Origin of the sequence: Mesorhizobium sp. B264B1B (assembly GCF_020165765.1) — a bacterium.
Taxonomy (GTDB): domain Bacteria; phylum Pseudomonadota; class Alphaproteobacteria; order Rhizobiales; family Rhizobiaceae; genus Mesorhizobium.
On the sequence record NZ_JAIUIS010000006.1, the window covers coordinates 311,202 to 327,566 of the forward strand.

Annotated in this window: 15 protein-coding genes and 1 tRNA gene; 5 read left to right on the top strand and 11 right to left on the bottom strand. The window is 61.5% G+C overall.

Translation table 11 applies throughout. The annotated features are described in order from the left end of the window. Positions 1–60 precede the first annotated feature (60 nt). From mmsB to chvE, 3 genes are all read right to left on the bottom strand, one after another. Positions 61–1,353: a multiple monosaccharide ABC transporter permease gene (gene mmsB, locus LB547_RS15235; RefSeq protein WP_140496616.1), complete on the bottom strand. Its 1,293-nt coding sequence runs from the start codon at positions 1,351–1,353 to the stop codon at positions 61–63. Beyond that, the gene (gene mmsA / locus LB547_RS15240; protein ID WP_140496613.1) at positions 1,350–2,882 is read right to left on the bottom strand and encodes a multiple monosaccharide ABC transporter ATP-binding protein; all 1,533 of its coding nucleotides are present in this window, start codon (positions 2,880–2,882) and stop codon (positions 1,350–1,352) included. The genes mmsB and mmsA overlap by 4 nt, the downstream gene beginning before the upstream one ends. A gap of 98 nt (positions 2,883–2,980) precedes the next feature. Then, positions 2,981–4,051, bottom strand: coding sequence for a multiple monosaccharide ABC transporter substrate-binding protein (gene chvE, locus LB547_RS15245; protein ID WP_140496611.1), 1,071 nt, complete (start codon positions 4,049–4,051; stop codon positions 2,981–2,983). Positions 4,052–4,339: 288 nt separating this feature from the next. Between chvE and LB547_RS15250 the strand changes: the two genes are divergently transcribed. Next, positions 4,340–5,329 (top strand): LysR family transcriptional regulator, encoded by a 990-nt coding sequence (locus LB547_RS15250; RefSeq protein WP_140513261.1) that lies wholly within the window; start codon positions 4,340–4,342, stop codon positions 5,327–5,329. Here the strand turns inward: LB547_RS15250 and LB547_RS15255 are convergent. The 3 genes from LB547_RS15255 to LB547_RS15265 form a co-directional block, all read right to left on the bottom strand. Continuing rightward, positions 5,307–5,672, bottom strand: coding sequence for a hypothetical protein (locus LB547_RS15255; RefSeq protein ID WP_140649375.1), 366 nt, complete (start codon positions 5,670–5,672; stop codon positions 5,307–5,309). The two genes, LB547_RS15250 and LB547_RS15255, sit on opposite strands and share 23 nt — an antisense overlap. A 393-nt stretch (positions 5,673–6,065) precedes the next feature. Then, positions 6,066–6,965: a nucleotidyl transferase AbiEii/AbiGii toxin family protein gene (locus tag LB547_RS15260; protein WP_140658076.1), complete on the bottom strand. Its 900-nt coding sequence runs from the start codon at positions 6,963–6,965 to the stop codon at positions 6,066–6,068. Next, a complete protein-coding gene (locus LB547_RS15265) occupies positions 6,955–7,575 on the bottom strand; it encodes a type IV toxin-antitoxin system AbiEi family antitoxin domain-containing protein (RefSeq protein WP_140658078.1) in 621 nt (206 codons plus the stop codon). Before LB547_RS15265 ends, LB547_RS15260 begins: the two co-directional genes overlap by 11 nt. A 183-nt stretch (positions 7,576–7,758) precedes the next feature. Here LB547_RS15265 and LB547_RS15270 point away from each other — a divergent pair, with 183 nt between their 5' ends. From LB547_RS15270 to LB547_RS15280, 3 genes are all read left to right on the top strand, one after another. After that, positions 7,759–8,169, top strand: coding sequence for a helix-turn-helix domain-containing protein (locus tag LB547_RS15270; protein ID WP_140523981.1), 411 nt, complete (start codon positions 7,759–7,761; stop codon positions 8,167–8,169). Between the two features lie 385 nt (positions 8,170–8,554). After that, complete coding sequence (locus LB547_RS15275) at positions 8,555–8,749, top strand: hypothetical protein (protein WP_140759519.1); 195 nt, start codon at positions 8,555–8,557, stop codon at positions 8,747–8,749. A 133-nt stretch (positions 8,750–8,882) separates the two neighbouring features. Further along, complete coding sequence (locus LB547_RS15280; RefSeq protein WP_140759522.1) at positions 8,883–9,809, top strand: site-specific integrase; 927 nt, start codon at positions 8,883–8,885, stop codon at positions 9,807–9,809. A gap of 79 nt (positions 9,810–9,888) precedes the next feature. Here LB547_RS15280 and LB547_RS15285 read toward each other — a convergent pair. The 4 genes from LB547_RS15285 to LB547_RS15300 all read right to left on the bottom strand — a co-directional run bounded on the left by LB547_RS15285 (position 9,889) and on the right by LB547_RS15300 (position 14,754). Next, positions 9,889–9,962: transfer RNA gene (locus LB547_RS15285), tRNA-Gly, on the bottom strand. Between the two features lie 108 nt (positions 9,963–10,070). Next, positions 10,071–11,963 carry an acyltransferase family protein gene (locus LB547_RS15290; RefSeq protein ID WP_140759525.1) on the bottom strand — a complete coding sequence of 631 codons (1,893 nt, stop codon included), beginning with the start codon at positions 11,961–11,963 and terminating at the stop codon, positions 10,071–10,073. Between the two features lie 202 nt (positions 11,964–12,165). Then, positions 12,166–13,656 (bottom strand): hypothetical protein, encoded by a 1,491-nt coding sequence (locus tag LB547_RS15295; protein ID WP_140658082.1) that lies wholly within the window; start codon positions 13,654–13,656, stop codon positions 12,166–12,168. A gap of 69 nt (positions 13,657–13,725) precedes the next feature. Continuing rightward, a complete protein-coding gene (locus LB547_RS15300) occupies positions 13,726–14,754 on the bottom strand; it encodes a glycosyltransferase family 2 protein (RefSeq protein WP_140759528.1) in 1,029 nt (342 codons plus the stop codon). A 441-nt stretch (positions 14,755–15,195) separates the two neighbouring features. Here LB547_RS15300 and LB547_RS15305 point away from each other — a divergent pair, with 441 nt between their 5' ends. Beyond that, positions 15,196–15,459 carry a DUF6460 domain-containing protein gene (locus tag LB547_RS15305; RefSeq protein ID WP_140496599.1) on the top strand — a complete coding sequence of 88 codons (264 nt, stop codon included), beginning with the start codon at positions 15,196–15,198 and terminating at the stop codon, positions 15,457–15,459. A 3-nt stretch (positions 15,460–15,462) separates the two neighbouring features. On the opposite strand, the gene LB547_RS15310 is transcribed toward LB547_RS15305, so the two are convergent. Further along, on the bottom strand, positions 15,463–16,365 hold the full coding sequence (locus LB547_RS15310; protein WP_140759531.1) for a histone deacetylase: 903 nt from the start codon (positions 16,363–16,365) through the stop codon (positions 15,463–15,465).

Sequence of the window (16,365 nt, forward strand, 5' to 3'; positions counted from 1 at the left end):
CGGCGAATTGCCGGCAGCGCCGCGACCGTATGCCTCCTGCTTGCCTCGCCTGAAACCTGTTCAGGCCTTGTTCTTGTTGTAGACGTCGAAGATCACGGCGCCGAGCAGCACCAGGCCCTTGACCACTTGCTGCCAGTCGACATTGACGCCCATGATCGACATGCCGTTGTTCATCACGCCCATGATAAAGCCGCCGACCACCGCGCCGATGACCTGACCGACGCCGCCCATCGCCGAGGCGCCGCCGATGAACACCGCGGCGATGACGTCGAGCTCGCTGCCGAGGCCTGCCGCCGGCACGGCCTGGCCGAGACGCGCCGCGATGATCAGGCCGCCAAGCGCCGACAGCACGCCCATATTGACGAACACGTAAAGCGTCAGCCGCTCGGTCTTGATGCCCGACAGCTGCGCGGCCTTGGCATTGCCGCCCATCGCATAGATGCGGCGGCCGATCGTCATGCGCTTGGTGACGAAGACGAACAGTGAGATCAGCAAGCCCATGACGAGCAGCACCACCGGCAGGCCCCGATAGCTGGCGAACTGGTAGACCAGGAACAGCGCCAGCGCGCTGCCGACCAGCGTCTTGATGACGAACAGGGTAAACGGCTCGGCCTCATAGCCGTGGCGTTCGCGTTTGCGTCGCGTCCGCAGCCCGAAATAGGCATAGGCCAGCACGGCGATCAGGCCCAGCACGATCGTCGTCATGTGCAGCGTCAGGCCGCTGCCCATAATCGTCTTGCCGGCTGCATTCACCGTTGGCGGGATCAGCGTCAGCGGTCCGATGACATCTGGAATGAAGCCGGAGCTGAGTGCCTTGAACTCGGGCGGCAGCGGCCCGACCGAAGATCCGCCGCCGAGCAGCGCCTGGCAGATGCCGCGGAAGATCAGCATGCCGGCCAGCGTCACGATGAAGCTCGGTATTCGGTGATAGGCGATCCAGTAGCCTTGCGCCGCGCCGATGAGGCCGCCCACGATCAGGCAGACGATGGAGACCACCAGCGGGTTGCTGAATATGCCGAGAGGCCAGATCACCATCATCATCGCCGCCAGCGCGCCGATGAAGCCGGCCACGGACCCCACGCTGAGGTCGATATGACCCGATACGATGACCAGCAGCATGCCGAGCGCCATCACGATGATGAAGGAGTTCTGCTGCACCAGATTGCTCAGGTTCACCGGCTTGAACAGCGTTCCCGAGGTGGTGAACTGGAAGAACACCATGATGGCGATCAGCGCCAGGATCAGGCCGTATTCGCGCAGGTTCGTCGCCAGCGCCGATACGGCGATGCGTGGACGCTGCCCTACATCTTCGGCGACGTTGCTTTGCGGGGCGGGGGCGCTTTCCGTGCTCATGCTGCTTTTCCTTCTCCCCGAACGATGGCGCGCATTATTCTTTCTTGGCTTGCGTCCGCCGCGGGCATTTCGCCGACGATGCGGCCTTCGTTCATGACATAGATGCGGTCGGTGATGCCGAGCAGTTCTGGCATTTCCGACGAGATGACCACGATCGCCTTACCTTCGGCCGCAAGGCGCGCGATGATCGTATAGATTTCATATTTGGCGCCGACATCGATGCCGCGCGTCGGCTCGTCCAGGATCAGCACTTCCGGGTCGGCGAACAGCCATTTCGACAGCACCACCTTCTGCTGGTTACCGCCGGAAAGATTGCCGGTCATCTGATAGACGCTGGAGGCGCGGATGTTGGTCTGCTTGCGATAGTCGTTGGCGACGGCAAGCTCGCGCAAATCGTCGATCACGCTGTGGCGCGACACGCCGCCGAGATTGGCCAGCGTAATGTTGTGCTTGATATGGTCGATGAGATTGAGGCCGTAGGTCTTGCGATCCTCGGTCACATAGGCAATGCCGTGTTCGACCGCCCTGCTCACAGAGGAGACGTCGATCGGCTTGCCCTTGAGCAGCACCTCGCCGGTGATGCGGCGCCCATAGGAGCGGCCGAACAGGCTCATGGCGAATTCGGTTCGCCCGGCGCCCATCAGCCCGGCAATGCCGACCACCTCGCCCTTGCGCACATTGATGTCGATGCCCTTGATCACCTGCCGCTCGGCATGGAGCGGGTGATAGACCGACCAGTTCTTCACCTCGAACACGACCTCGCCGATATCGGGCTCGCGCGGCGGATAGCGGTCGTCGAGCGAACGGCCGACCATCGAGGTGATGATGCGGTCTTCCGAGATGTCCTTCCTGGACAGCGTCTCGATGGTTCGTCCGTCGCGGATGACGGTCACCTTGTCGGCGACCCGGTTCACCTCGTTGAGCTTGTGCGAGATCAGGATCGAGGTCATGCCTTGTCGCTTGAATTCGAGCAGAAGGTCGAGCAGCGCCTGGCTGTCCTTTTCGCTGAGCGACGCCGTCGGCTCGTCGAGGATCAGGAGCTTGACCTCCTTGCTCAGCGCCTTGGCGATTTCGACCAGCTGCTGCTTGCCGACACCGATATTGGTGATCAGCGTCTTGGGGTCCTCCTTGAGGCCCACCTTCTTCAGCAGGGCGCTGGTGCGCGCCTCGTTGGCATTCCAGTCGATGACGCCGTATCGGGCGTGTTCGTTGCCGAGGAAGATGTTTTCGGCGATCGACAGCATCGGCACCAGCGCAAGCTCCTGGTGGATGATGACGATGCCCTTGCGTTCGCTGTCATGAATGCCTTTGAACTGGCATTCCTGGCCCTGAAAGATGATCTGGCCGTCATAGGTGCCGGAGGGATAGACGCCCGACAGCACCTTCATGAGCGTCGATTTGCCGGCGCCGTTCTCGCCGACCACGGCGTGGATCTCGCCTTCCTCGACCCGAAGGTTGACGTTCGACAGCGCCTTGACGCCGGGAAACGTCTTGGTGATGTCCTGCATCTCCAAAATCGTCGAGGCCATGGGTAAAGTGCTCCTGCGAGACCCGCAACAATACCGGGGTCGCTAGTGAACGAAAAGGGGCCCTGCGTTGCGCAGGACCCCTGGCTATACAACCGAATTTACTTCAGTTCGTCGGCCTTGATGTAGCCGGAGTCGACGACCAGGGCCTGGTAGTTCGACTTGTCGACCTCATGCGGCGTCAGCAGGATCGAGGGAACGACCTTGACGTCGTTGTTGTAGGTCTTGGTGTCGAGGCCTTCCGGCTTGCCGCCCGAGAGCACCTTGTCGACGAGCTCGACGGTGGCCTTGGCCAGTTCGCGGGTGTCCTTGAACACGGTCGAGTACTGCTCGCCCGAGATGATCAGCTTGACCGAGGCGGTCTCGGCGTCCTGGCCGGTCACGATCGGCCACGGCTGGGCCTCCGTGCCGTAACCGACAGCGCGCAGCGAGGCGGTGATGCCGCGCGACAGGCCATCATAGGGCGACAGAACGCCATCGACGCGGCTGCCGTCCGAATAGTTGGCTGACAGCAGATTGTCCATGCGCGCCTGGGCGGTGGCGGCGAGCCAGCGCAGCGTGCCGACCTTGTCCATGCCGGTCTGGCCGGACTTGATCTTGATCGAACCGTCATCGATCAGCGGCTGCAGGACGGAAATCGCGCCGTTGTAGAAGAAGAAGGCGTTGTTGTCGTCGGGTGAGCCGCCGAACAGTTCGACGTTCCACGGCTTGGTATTCGGGAAGCGCTCCTTGAGGCCCTTGACCAGCGAATTCGCCTGGATCACGCCGACGCCGAAATTGTCGAACGTGGTGTAGTAGTCGACATTGGGCGTCTTCTTGATCAGGCGGTCATAGGCGACGACGACGACGCCGGCATCAGCGGCCTTCTGCAGCGCATCCGACAGGGTGGTGCCGTCGATCGAGGCGATGATCAGCGCCTTCGGACCCTTGGTGATTTCGTTTTCCAGCTGGCTGAGCTGGTTGGGGATGTCGTCCTGCGCATATTGCAGGTCGACCGTATAGCCCAAAGCCTCGAGCTGGGACTTGACGGCATCGCCGTCGTTGATCCAGCGCTGCGAGGTCTTGGTGGGCATCAGCACGCCGACGAGACCCTTGTCGGCGGCGTGCGCCGAATAGGTCATGGCAGCGATGCCAAGGGCCGCGACGGCGGCCAGCGTCTTGATGATCTTCACAATTACTCTCCCTGGTTGATGGACGCGACACCTCGGGGCTTCGCGGGCCGCGCAGGCGAGCAGGAGCGCAAGCGCCGCTGTCGTCTATCGATCTCCGGTATCCTCCCAATCGGCCCTGGGACTGATTTCAATCGACACGATTTCCTCGTCATCGACTGGCACGCCCCAGGACGCGCGAAGGGTGTGTCCCTTTGCCATAACTGTCAAATGCGATCTTTGATGATTGCTATACCGAAACTGGTATACGTTGACGCTAAACTCAAGGGCATTGGGAGCGAAGGGAAATCAATGGCAACGTTGCGCAATCCTGGCGGGATTTCAGAAGGTTACGAGGTGCTCCCCGGTGACGGCGAGACCCTGCTGCGCAGCGGCCTCAGCCTGCGCCATATGCGCATGATCGTTGCACTGGACGATCACGGCCGGGTCAGTTCCGCCGCCCAGGTCATGAATATCTCACAGCCGGCGGCCTCGCGCATGATCGCCGAGATGGAAGCCGTGCTGGACGTCACGCTCTGCGAAAGGCTGCCGCGCGGCGTCACCTTGACGCCCTATGGCAAGGCGCTCGCCAGGCGCGCGCGCTCCATCCTCTTGGAGATGCGCGAGGTCGATCGCGAGATCTCCGAACTCAAGGCGGGCAAGGGCGGCTCGGTGTTCCTTGGTGCGGTGACGGCGCCCGCGATCGAGCTCGCGGTGCCGGCGATCCGCGAAATCCGCCGCATCTACCCGCGCATCGAGATCACCATGCAGGTCGAGACCTCCAACGTGCTGGCGCGCGAGTTGATCGCGTCGCGCCATGACTTCATCATCGCGCGCATCCCCGACGATCTCAACCCGCGGCTGTTCGAGTCCCGTGTGATCGGCGTCGAGAAAGCCTGCCTGATCGTGCGCCGGGGCCATCCGCTGACCGAGGGCAAGGCGGTGCGGTTGGAGGAGACCGCGGCCTATGACTGGGTTTTCCAGTCCGGCGGCTCGCCGCTGCGCCAGGCCATGGAGAGCAATTTCCTGAACCGCAACATCGCGCTGCCGGACCGCATCCTCAACACCAGCTCGCTGCTCCTGACCCTGGTCATGGTCGCGCACTCCGACGCCATCGCGCCGGTCTCGGTCCAGGTGGCGAAATTCATCCAGAATCCCGAAGGGCTGGCCGGCGCCATCGACGTCGTGCAGACCGAATTCGACATCGAGGTTCGGCCTTACAGCCTGATCACAGTGAAGAACCGTGCGCTGTCGCCGGCGGCGAAGATGCTGCATGATTTCATCCTGCGCGAAGTGGGGTGACCGGAACAAAAACCAGGTAAGTGCGTTCAAAGGCCAATCGGCGTTCGCGCCGGAGCTCGTTTTGAGCCGGGGAACGATGCGCTGATGATAAACAACTCGGGAGATTTTGATGGAACGTCGGTTGTTTCTTACTGGAATGCTTGGCGTCGCGGGGGCAGTTGCTTTTGCAGGCCTGGCCAGGCCTGGCAGAGCAGTTGCCGGGGTCCCGAACGGCAACGGAATCCTTGACGAACTCGATAAGGACGACCTCGACAGGGCTGATGCGGCCGTCTTCGAAGGAGACGATCAAGCCGAGGTGGAGCAGATCTCGCATCGCCGGTGGCATCGCCGGCACCGTCGTCATGGGCGCCGCCGCGCCTGGCGCAGGGTCTGCCGCAGCTATTGGCGCCGCGGTCGCCGCCATGTCCGCTGCTGGCGCAGGCGCGTCTGGGTCAGTGTTTGGCTCTAAAGCGATGCCGGGAAAACGGCTGGAGCGGTTTTCCCGAATGCGTGCGAAACCGATAGTTGGAGCGGCTTGGTAAGGGCTCAAACCCTTGCTGCGCAGACTGGAGCGGGTAGCGGGAATCGAACCCGCGCGTTCAGCTTGGGAAGCTGGACGTGATGCTTATATCCAGTGGCTTAGCTGTAAAACGAGCTGATTCTCGACCAGAAATTATCCAATGAAATCAATGACGCTGTAAAACCGTGAGCGCCATCCTCGCGCTATAGCCTATGCCCAAACTTGGCAGCAGAGACGCTATTCAGTCCACGGCCCGCCCGGCGGCCACCGGCCGGTGTGCGGTCCTTCAGTCAGAAGCGGTGCCAGGAACACCCGCAGGCCATCGATGATGGTAGCGAAGTCGTCGGGCGCCGCCACCATACGCTCCCGCGTCAGGAAAGCCCGCCACTGACCGCTCTTTGCTGTTGCGAAGGCAACGCTCAGTCCTGTCGGTATCTCGGTCGGCCAGGCCGTTTGGCGTCGCTCGAACGTTCGTCTGATCGCGGAGGAAAGAACGCTCCCCTCGAAGTTGAAGGTCCTGGCGATCATCCACAGGTCGTAGAAGTCCTTCATGCGGCTATTGGCGACGCCCAGGCTTGCCAGGGCCTCAAATTTTTCCGCAACGACCGTCTCCGGCGGGTAGGCGCGAAGGCGGGGCGGTGGCGAGTCGAGCAAGGTTGGGTATTCAAGCTCGACCGGCGCCGGCGTCACCACGTCACCGAAGCCGACGTCGACCTGAATGGGCACACGTGCGCCGGCAATCGTCGCGGCAGTCCTGACACGAACGCCGGCATACTCCGCGTCATTGCGGATCGGCTCGGCCGTAAGTCCAGCAACGTCGAACTCGACACCGTCATCCTCCACAGGTGTCGAGCAGATTGCTCGGAAGCACTCGACCATTGTGGCGACACCTGCATCGCCGCTTCCGAGAAGATCCAGGTCGCGCGTAGGGCGGAAGGGATTGTCGAGCCAGGCCGCAAACAGCATCGCGCCCTTCAGGAGAAAGCGCTCGCGTTCGGTGGATATGCTGAGCCTGTAGAGTAGCCGCTCAAGCGCATACCGTGTTAGCAGCAGCTGGAAGTCGGCCCGCTCCTCGCGAGCGCGATCGAGCAGGCGGGCTCTGACCGAGGCGCCAACGTTGCGAAGCTCATGCGCCATCGGCGACCATTGCCTCGACGTAGGGGCGCATCACCGACCAGACTCGGCCAGGCTGGGCGAATTTCCACAGTTGATCTGGCGTAACCTGCCGCGTCCTGAGCCCCTCTCGGAGCCCCTCGAGCGCGATGTCGAGTCCAATCTTGTTGCGGTAGCGAAAGCAGTCGACGATGGCTTTCGCGGGCTCGAACACTGGCACGTCGACGCCTTCGATGCGGTGGCGTTTGATGCCTTCCGTAAGGGCACGGCCGCTGAAGCGGACAAAACGGATGGGCGGATAATCGACTTTCGGTTTCCAACCCGTTCGATCAATGGCCATCCAGATGGCTGAGGGCATCTGCAGCGTCAGATCGTGGAATTGCAGCGCTGAGGTGAGGCAGACCACCCCTTTGGGAACCAGCGCCGAAGCTTCAGCGATTGAGCGACGCGCATCTGGCATGGCTTCTGCCAGTTGGTAGAGGCCACGCGCGAGCCGCACGACCTCACCCTCGCGAACCAGACGGGCCATTGTCTCCGGACTCACTCCCGCCCCGGTCAGGTCGCGCAGACGGACCAGACTGCCATCCAGCAGCAGTGCACGGGCTTGATCGCGTTGTGTAGGCTTGTGTGACATATCCTCGACGTCTAGGCGTAATAGAAGAGGTTATATCACATACAATTGCTCTCCGTAATGACTTTATCCTCTGCGAGAGCTGGCTCGCTTGAATACCCGTCACCCCCCACGAAATCCCCGACAGACCGTCGCTATAAAGAAATTAGCAGCACATCGAAGATGCGATTTCAGAGGAAAGTGACGATGAGTAACCGCTCCGGCAAGCCCTTCGCAGGCACCAGGCTCGCAAAGTATCTTGAAAAGCGCATCCTCGAGCTGAGGCCGAAGAAGACCCAGATTGCGATTGCCGCCGAAGCCGGATTCGTCAACCCCAACATGCTCGCCATGATCAAGGCCGGCACGGCAAAGCTGCCTCTCGACAGGGTGTCGGCTTTGGCGACTGCCCTCGACTGCGATCCCGTGATGCTATTCCAGCTGGCGATCGAGCAGCTCGGCGGCGACACCACCGAGCTTGCCGTCCGGCAGATCTTCGGGACGCCGGTCACCGAGAACGAAGTGGCATGGCTCGAGGAAATTCGCCGCGCGTCCGATCAGACCAATCCAAGCCTCACCTCGAAGGCGCGGTCTGCTCTCCGAGGGATATTCGGCAAATGAGCGGCGAGCAAGACCTATCCATCAAGAGTTGGCGCCGGATTGCTGATAATCGGGCCGAAGGAGGTAACGGGACTCCGGAGTTGTGGGCGAAATAATGAAGGCGCGCCCGGACGCCTCCTTCCCTAATTGGTCCGTCTATTCGTTCTAAAACGCCTAAGACATCGCGATTATGCACATTGCATCATTTCACGATGGTCGATCCGATGTCTTTGCATCCGGCGCCAAGTCGATAACGAACTGTGCCGTCAAGTCTGCGGAATATGTTTTGGAGCTTGCGGTGCAAGGGGTCTCATCATTCGTAAACAGCGAGTCACTACGCGTTCCGGTAGATGCTACGCTTCACTGGTCGGTCGAAGCTGTTCCCGCTCGCTAGTGGACCTTTTATGTGTCTTTACTGATCGGTCCATTAGCCGATCAAGATGTTGACGTTGATCTGAAAAAGCTGGAATCGGCTCAAATGTGTCAACCAAATGTAAAGTTACGACAACTTAGCCGCGGGTTTTGGCTGTTTTGGTTGTCGTTTTGGTTGACAGATGGCGGCCTGATGACCGAAATGGCCTGTTTGATGGCCGTAGGTTGACAGTTTTCGGATCCAAGTTGACTGTTTGCGGTTGCGCCGTCAACCTAGAAGCACAACCCTAGACTGATAATTGCCCAAGGCTAAGGGTAATGTCTATTGGTATGCTTGGCGCGGTGGTCCGCGCCTTGTTGGGATGCCGAGCGCACCGGAATTCTTCGCGTCCTACAATGAGGCGATTGCCAGCCGCACGTCGCCTGACAACAACCGCTTTCGATCGTTGGTCACGCAATACAAGGCGAGCGCCGACTACAAGAAACTCGCCGAGTCGACGCGACGCAACTGGGGTCCCTGGCTCGACCGGATTGCCGGCCATTTCGGGGAACTGCGCATCGCCCAGTTCGATCGGCCGGAAAAGATCAGACCAATAATCCGCCGGTGGCGCGCGGCATATGCCGAGACGCCCAGGTCTGCCGACTACGGCATGCAGGTTCTCTCTCGCGTGCTCTCATACGCGGTCGATCCACTCGGCAAGATTGGCTCGAACCCTTGCGAAGGCGTCAAACAGCTTTACAGCGGCTCTCGCTCGGAGATCATCTGGACGGACAGCGACGTCGGGCATCTGAAGAAGACGTGCTCGGCCGAAATTGCTCATGCCGTCGATCTGGCTGCATGCACTGGTCTTCGGGTAGGCGATCTCATCCGCCTATCATGGTCCCATGTCGACGAGGATGCCATAACCATCACCACCGGCAAAAGCAGACACCAGCGCGAAGCCATCATTCCGCTCTATCAGGAACTGCGCGACGCCCTCGGGCGGATACCGAAGCGCTCACCGGTTATCCTGACCAGCAGCAAGAAGCGCCCGTGGACCGTCAACGGTTTGGCCAGCTCGTTCTCCGACGCCAAGAAGATCGCATGGCCGAAAGGCGTTGACCTGCACTTCCATGATCTTCGGGGCACGGCCGCGACCAAATTTTACACTGCCGGCCTGACCGAGCGTGAGATCGCCGAGATCATGGGCTGGGAAGAGGACCATGTTTTGCGCATCATAAGACGTTATGTGAGCCGCGGAGCCGCGATCAAGGAGCGCATCCGAAAACTCGATCAGGCCAAAAAGTGAACGCTCTGTGTAAAACTACCTGTAAAACCGCTGGTTTTCAGGGCTCTCCAGATCAGGCGCTAACCCTTGTGGCATATGCTGGAGCGGGTAGAGGGAATCGAACCCTCGCGTTCAGCTTGGGAAGCTGACAGGCTACCATTACATCATACCCGCGCAGCAGCCTCGTTACCATGAGGGCTGGCCATCGGGCAATCGCAAAGCGGCTCACTTTCCACACGGTACCGTCCCAGCGACCGGCGCGCCGCATGCCGGTTCCGCCTGCTATTTCACTTTCGCGATCTCGGTGCCGGCTGCAAAGCTCGGCCAGTATCTCGAGATGGCGAGTGCGGCGCCCGCGGAAGAGAAGTGACCATAGTCGAAATAGAGAAATTGCTTGTTGCCGGCATCGGCATACGAGCAGCCTGCGGCGTCGCACAGATAGGTCAGCGGGTCTATGAAGTCAGCGCCTTTGACGAAGGGCAGAACCCGCTTGTTGATGTCCGGATCCATGGCCATCGGCCAGGACATGTTCGCGGTATCTCCTCGTCTTGCGAAGAAGGCGATTTTCTGGACGTCGGCGATGAATTCGGGAGACTGGCCGATGACGTAGACCTTGACGCCCATCTGGCGAAGCCGGTCGATCGTCTTCTGGAGACCGCCGAAGCCCCTGACCTCGTAGTCGGTCCATCGGCCACTCAGGATCACGGCCTGAATGTTGGCTTCGCGGATGATCGACAGGGCCCGCTCGTTGAAGCTGGTACAGGCAGGTCGGGCATAGGAAAAATAGGTCAGGTCCGGGGGGCAGCCGGCATAGGTGTATTGGATGACGTTAGCCTGGATTTTCTGGGCGTTGGCTTCAAGTCCCGAGACATAGTGGGCGGCGAAGGAATCGCCCCACAACAGCACATTGGTGGCAAAGCCGCTCGTTCGGGTGCAGGCGGCAAGGTTCCAGTCCTCGATCCGGTTCGAGCCTTCGTTGAAGCAGGTGCCGTTGCGCCAGTCGCCAACCTGGATCCGTTCCGTTGAAAAGTCCGGGAAGCGTTCCGGAAAACCGTTGCCGAGCGCCCCGGCCACGCCGCCGACGCAGAGCAGGACGATTGCCGTCGCGGAAAAGGCGAAGATAGGCAGCGGTGCGGTGTAGGCCCGTTTCCGCCGAAACGGCTGCTCGACATATTTCCACGAGAACGCCGCCAGGGCGAAGCTTGCCACGGTCATGGCGATGATCGTCGGCACGCCGATGGCTTTCAGCGAAACGTAATGGACGAAGGAATTGATCGGCCAATGAACGAGGTAGAGCGAATAGGAAATGAGGCCGATCCAGACCAGCGGCGGAAACTGCAACACCCGCGTGGCGATGGTTGCCGGCCCCTGTTCGCCCGCCCTTTCGTGGCCGGCATAGATGAGCAGCGCGGTGCCGATGCAGGGGAACAAGGCATTGTAGCCCGGAAAGGGGTCGCTCTCCGAAATCGTGACGAAGCCGAAGGCGACCATGGCAAAGCCGGCGAGGCCGATCAGTTCCATTGCCGGCCGGCTGGCAAGTGCCGGCGGCTTTCTCAGCATCAGCATGGCCCCCAGCGCCAGTTCCCAGATGCGCGTCGGCAACAGGTAGAAACCCGCCGTGGGCGCCATCGAGGTCGCCATGACCGCCAAGGCGAAACTGCCGATCGCGATCGGCAGCAATATCGTCAGCCAGCGTTTCGAGGCATAGCGATAGATCAGGTACACCAGTATCGGCGCGAAGATGTAATATTGCTCTTCGACCGAGAGCGACCATGTGTGCAGCAGCGGCCGCAGCTCGGCGTCGATCGAGAAATAGTTCGTCGTCTTCCAGAAATAGATGTTCGACCAGAAGGTCGAGGCCGCGATGACGCTGAGGCTGAATTCGTGCAGGTCCGATGGCAAAAGGATGAACCAGGCGGCAGTGCCTGCGAGCACGATGACGAAGGTCAGCGCCGGCAGGATGCGCCGCGCGCGGCGCCAATAGAAGCGGCCGATCGAAAACTGGCCGCGTTCGAGATCGTCGAGCAGGCTGCCGCTGATCAGATAGCCCGATATGACGAAGAAGATGTCGACGCCGGTGAAGCCGCCTGGGATGGCGGACAAGCCGAAATGAAAGAGGACGACAGGCAGCACCGCTATGGCCCGCAGGCCGTCGATGTCGCGTCTGTAGTTCATGCGGCCGGTTCGCGCGCCGTGGCCGGCGGCAGTCGTGGCGCACCCGGTTCACCGGCCCATGCGGCGGCATTGCCGCGATGCGAGAAAGCCTTGATTCTCGATCCCACTTTGTTCGTCCTCTCCGGTGCAATTTGCTGCACCGCAACATCGGTGTCAAGGCGAATGCTGGAGGGCCGAAGCCGGTTTGGGCTGGCGTCGCGGATCAGGCGCCGGGCAGGTAGATCACGGCGTATTCGTCCGCGTAGGCCCGCTTCCAGCCCAATTCCTCGAAGAAGGGAATGCGGGTGTCGCCGGCCGCGAGCAGCGCCCAGCCTATGGCGTATTTCTTCAGCCGGGCCTCGAGCAGTGGTTTGCCGTCACTGTGTCCGGTCGCGTCGTCGGTTTTCGTGAACCCGTCCAGGAACAGCTGGTCCGTCCTGCCGTCGATGTAGGTCTTGATCCCGTGGAAGATCAGCGTGCCGCCGAAATTGTAGGAATTCAGCACGTTGCCGGACAGCTGCTGATCCCTTGCGAAGGCGAGTGCTCCGCTGGCGGACGTCTTCGGGCTCGGCGCGATCTGTTGGACGCTGCCGAGGACCGAGACCGCGCCGATCAGCAGGACGGCCACCGCGCCTGAGATGGCGTAGTAATGCCTGGCGAGGACTTTTTCCAATCCGTCGCGCTTTTGCGCCAGCCAGGTCGCGGCTGAAAGTGCGGGATATTGCTGTGCGACCTCAACCATGATCACCAGCGGAACCAGCAGGAAGAACAGGTACATGAACCGCTGGTGACTGAGATAGGCATGCAAGGTGAAGAGGATGAACAGCGCCTTGGCCCAGCCGATCCGCAGCCGTGACACCAACAGCCCGAAAAGCGCCAGCAGCATCACGGCTTCCTTGATGAGCTCTTCCTGGGCGTTGAAGGGCCGCCATTCCAGGATTAGCGGCACCGCCTCGTTGCCATAGGCGACGGTAAGCGTCGCCAGGATGGCCTTGACGCCATAGGGATGGACCAGGCTGACCACTGGGCAGAGCAGGCCGAACGCGACCCATTTCGCCAGGAGAACCGGTTTCGACAGGCCTATGCGCGACAGGAGATACAGACCGGCAAAGCCGGCGATGACGAAGCTCAAGGTGAATGTGGCATGCAGGTTCGCCCACAACACGACGAGCGCGAGCAGCCACGGGGATGGCGCTCTTTCCTCCTGCGCCGCGCGAAACAGCATTGCCGTCCAAATGACGATGATTGGCAAAGTGAAGACGTGGGGGCGCGCCGTATAGATCGGGGCGACAAGGAAAGCCGCGACGAAAGCCAGCACCACCGCTAACACCGGCTTCAGCCATGCGCTGAGGAACCATCCCATCAGGAAGACTGTCAGGCCGATCGTGGCGATGATCAGCGTGACGACGCCATTCCAGCCACCGGCGCCATAGGCGAGCGCCAGAAGCACCTGCCCCAGCCATTCCTTGGCGATCCAGGGCTGGCCGGCGAAGGTATAGGAATAGGGGTCGACGGTCGGAAATGTCCGGTTCGCCAGGAAATCCAGCCCGACCTTCACCTGCCACCAGCTGTCAGGATCCAGAAGGAGGGAGTTGGCATGCCTCATCAGCACGTAGGCAACGGTGCAGGCGCAGAAAAGACAGAACAACAGCCTGCTGCGCTGTGCATCCTCGAGCGACGGCGTAGCCATCGCGATTGCCGTGGCTTGGTTCATGTCGCGGCTCCCGGCCATTTCGCGTTCGTTCCGGTCGAGAGGTCCCGTCGCGGCCGGTCGATCGTGGCCTTAGCCACGCGCGGCTCTCTTCACCATTTCCTGGAGGCGGTGGACAGGCAGGTCCTGGTTTTCGACGGCCACATCGCTTCGCGAAACGATCTCGTTGACGAAATAGAGCGGCCGCCGCTTCGTCTCCATGTACATCCGGCCGAGATATTCGCCGAATATGCCGAGCACCAGAAGCTGAACACTGCCCAGGATCAGCATGATCGCGGCAAGGCTGGTCCAGCCCGGCAGGACGTTTCCCAGCGACCATTCGAGCAGCGTATAACCGAGCACGACCATCCCCAGCGCGCCGGAAAGCATTCCCAGAAGCGAGGCAAACCGCAATGGCGCGATGGAAAAGCTGGTCATCGCGTCGACAGCCAGAAGAATCATCTTCTTGAGCGGATAGTGGGTGGCGCCGGCGAAACGCCGTTGCCGTTCATAGGAGAAGGCGGCCTGTCTCAGCCCGATCCAGCTCACCATGCCGCGAATGAACCTGTAGCGCTCCGGCATGGCGTTCAGATAGTCGAGGGCGCGGCGGCTCATCAGCCTGAAATCACCGGTGTCCGGCGCGATCTCGACGTCGACCATCCGGCGCAGCAGCCGGTAGAACATCGACGCGGAAGCCAGCTTGAACCAGCCTTCGCCATCCCGCTTGGCCCTTTGACCGTAAACGACGTCGAAGCCTTCATCCATCTTCGCCATCATCGCGCCGAGCAGTTCAGGCGGATCCTGGAGATCGGCATCGAGAATGAGGATGCGCTGGCCCCGGCAGAACTCCAGCCCCGCGCTCAGCGCGATCTGGTGGCCATAGTTGCGGGCAAGGTCGATGGCGACGACATGGTCGTCCTTTTGCGCCAGTTCGAAAACGGCCTCGCGGGTGCCGTCGGTCGCCCCGTCGATGACGAGCACGATCTCGTAGGAAGGGTTTTGCGCCAGGCAAGCGGCGGTGACGCGTCGGTGAAGCTCAGCCACGCCGTCCCGCTCGTTATAGCACGGCACGACAACCGAAAGCATGACCGCGCGGCGCGCGCCGATTTTTTCCGCTTCCATCAAAGCCTGGCTCCCGCTCCAGGAATGGCAATAGCGGCAATTGGTTAGAAAACAGATAAGCCGGCCGCGATCAGCCGCCGCCGGCTGCTCGCCTGCCATGCGCCTATGGTCGCCGGCTTGGTACCAGGGCACGATCCGCGTTAACGAGTTCCTTCGGAGCCTTCGACGGTGCGCTGTTGACGGAGCCTTGAACGGATAAACCCGCCTGTGCGGCGGGTCCCTGGCGCAACTCAGCACCATAGCCAAATATCTACCATAGTTGCCTTCACCCCGTCAAGGAAAAAATTCCTATCATGAAAAGCCGGCGGAACCGCCGGACCGGCCGTCATAGGCTTTGTCAGCCAGGTTCAGAGCCTTGGCCCGCCCGGCTTGAAGCGGGGCGGCCAAGTGCGTATTTCTGATCCTGTCGCCGAATCGGGCGATCAGAGCCGGAGACAGGTCTTGTCCGCATTGACGCGCTTTCTCGGCGACACCCCGCTCAGGGTACTCCTGAAGTTGCTGGTGGTGTCGTTCCTCGTCGGCCTCGTCATGACCGCCTTCGGCTGGTCGCCGATGGACGTGCTCTATGGCATCCGCAAATTCTTCCTGGATCTCTGGAATCTGGGCTTCCATGCCATCGACCGCTTCCTGGGTTATATTCTGCTGGGTGCGGCGATCGTGGTTCCGGCGTTCATCCTGCTCAGAATCGCCAACTACAGGAAATAGCGGTCAGGCGTAGTCCGCCGCCGCCTCGAACAGAATGGCGTGGCGCGCCGCGAGCGCGGCTACGTCGGTAGAATAGCCGCCGCCGATGACGCCGCATAGCGCGATGCCGCGCGAGCGGAAGTGACCGATGACCATGGCGTCGCGGGCACGAAGCCCGTCGTTTGAAAGCGCCAGCCTGCCGAGCCGGTCCTCGACATGGACGTCGACGCCGGCATTGTAGAAAACGATGTCCCAGCGCGCATGGGCGGACAGCTCCGGCAAGATGGCGATCAGCCTTTCGAGATAGGCGGCATCGCCCGTGCCGTCGGGCAGTGCGACATCGAGGTCGGAGGCGATCTTGCGCGCGGGGTAGTTGCGCTCGCCATGCATGGAGAAGGTGAACACGCGCGGATCGCCGGCCAGGATATCCGCCGTGCCGTCGCCCTGATGCACATCCAGATCGACCACGAGTATGTTCCGCGCCGCGCCTTCGGCAAGCAGCACCAGCGAAGCGACGGCGACGTCGTTGAAGGTGCAGAAGCCCGCGCCCTGCGCGCGGCGCGCATGATGGCTGCCGCCGGCGGTGTTGCAGGCAATGCCGTGGCGCAAGGCCAGCCGGGCCGCCAGTACGGTGCCGCCGGTGGCGAGTTGGGCGCGCAGCGAGACGCGTGGGCCGACCGGAAAGCCGATCTCGCGTTCGATCTTGTCCGGCACCGAACAGCTGATGACCTGGTCGACATAGTCGGCCGCATGGGCACGCTTCAGCCATGGTGCGGGTGCCGCTTCCGGCATGCTGAGCGCCCCCTGCACGGCCAGTCCGCGTGCGCGCAAGGCTTCCATCAGCAGCGGATATTTGCTCATCGGAAAGCGATGGTTGACGGCGAAGCCGGCGTCGTAGTCGGGATGATGGACGATCTGGAGGGACAT

Bases quoted from the DNA above. Each gene is read 5' to 3' on its own strand.
- LB547_RS15265 (WP_140658078.1), bottom strand. From the start codon at position 7,575: ATGTCACACAAGCCTACACAACGCGATCAAGCCCGTGCACTGCTGCTG.
- LB547_RS15270 (WP_140523981.1), top strand. From the start codon at position 7,759: ATGAGTAACCGCTCCGGCAAGCCCTTCGCAGGCACCAGGCTCGCAAAG.
- mmsB (WP_140496616.1), bottom strand. From the start codon at position 1,353: ATGAGCACGGAAAGCGCCCCCGCCCCGCAAAGCAACGTCGCCGAAGAT.
- mmsA (WP_140496613.1), bottom strand. From the start codon at position 2,882: ATGGCCTCGACGATTTTGGAGATGCAGGACATCACCAAGACGTTTCCC.
- LB547_RS15260 (WP_140658076.1), bottom strand. From the start codon at position 6,965: ATGGCGCATGAGCTTCGCAACGTTGGCGCCTCGGTCAGAGCCCGCCTG.
- LB547_RS15280 (WP_140759522.1), top strand. From the start codon at position 8,883: ATGCCGAGCGCACCGGAATTCTTCGCGTCCTACAATGAGGCGATTGCC.
- LB547_RS15310 (WP_140759531.1), bottom strand. From the start codon at position 16,365: ATGTCCCTCCAGATCGTCCATCATCCCGACTACGACGCCGGCTTCGCC.
- LB547_RS15290 (WP_140759525.1), bottom strand. From the start codon at position 11,963: ATGAACTACAGACGCGACATCGACGGCCTGCGGGCCATAGCGGTGCTG.
- LB547_RS15295 (WP_140658082.1), bottom strand. From the start codon at position 13,656: ATGAACCAAGCCACGGCAATCGCGATGGCTACGCCGTCGCTCGAGGAT.
- LB547_RS15300 (WP_140759528.1), bottom strand. From the start codon at position 14,754: ATGGAAGCGGAAAAAATCGGCGCGCGCCGCGCGGTCATGCTTTCGGTT.
- LB547_RS15250 (WP_140513261.1), top strand. From the start codon at position 4,340: ATGGCAACGTTGCGCAATCCTGGCGGGATTTCAGAAGGTTACGAGGTG.
- LB547_RS15255 (WP_140649375.1), bottom strand. From the start codon at position 5,672: ATGACGACGGTGCCGGCGATGCCACCGGCGATGCGAGATCTGCTCCAC.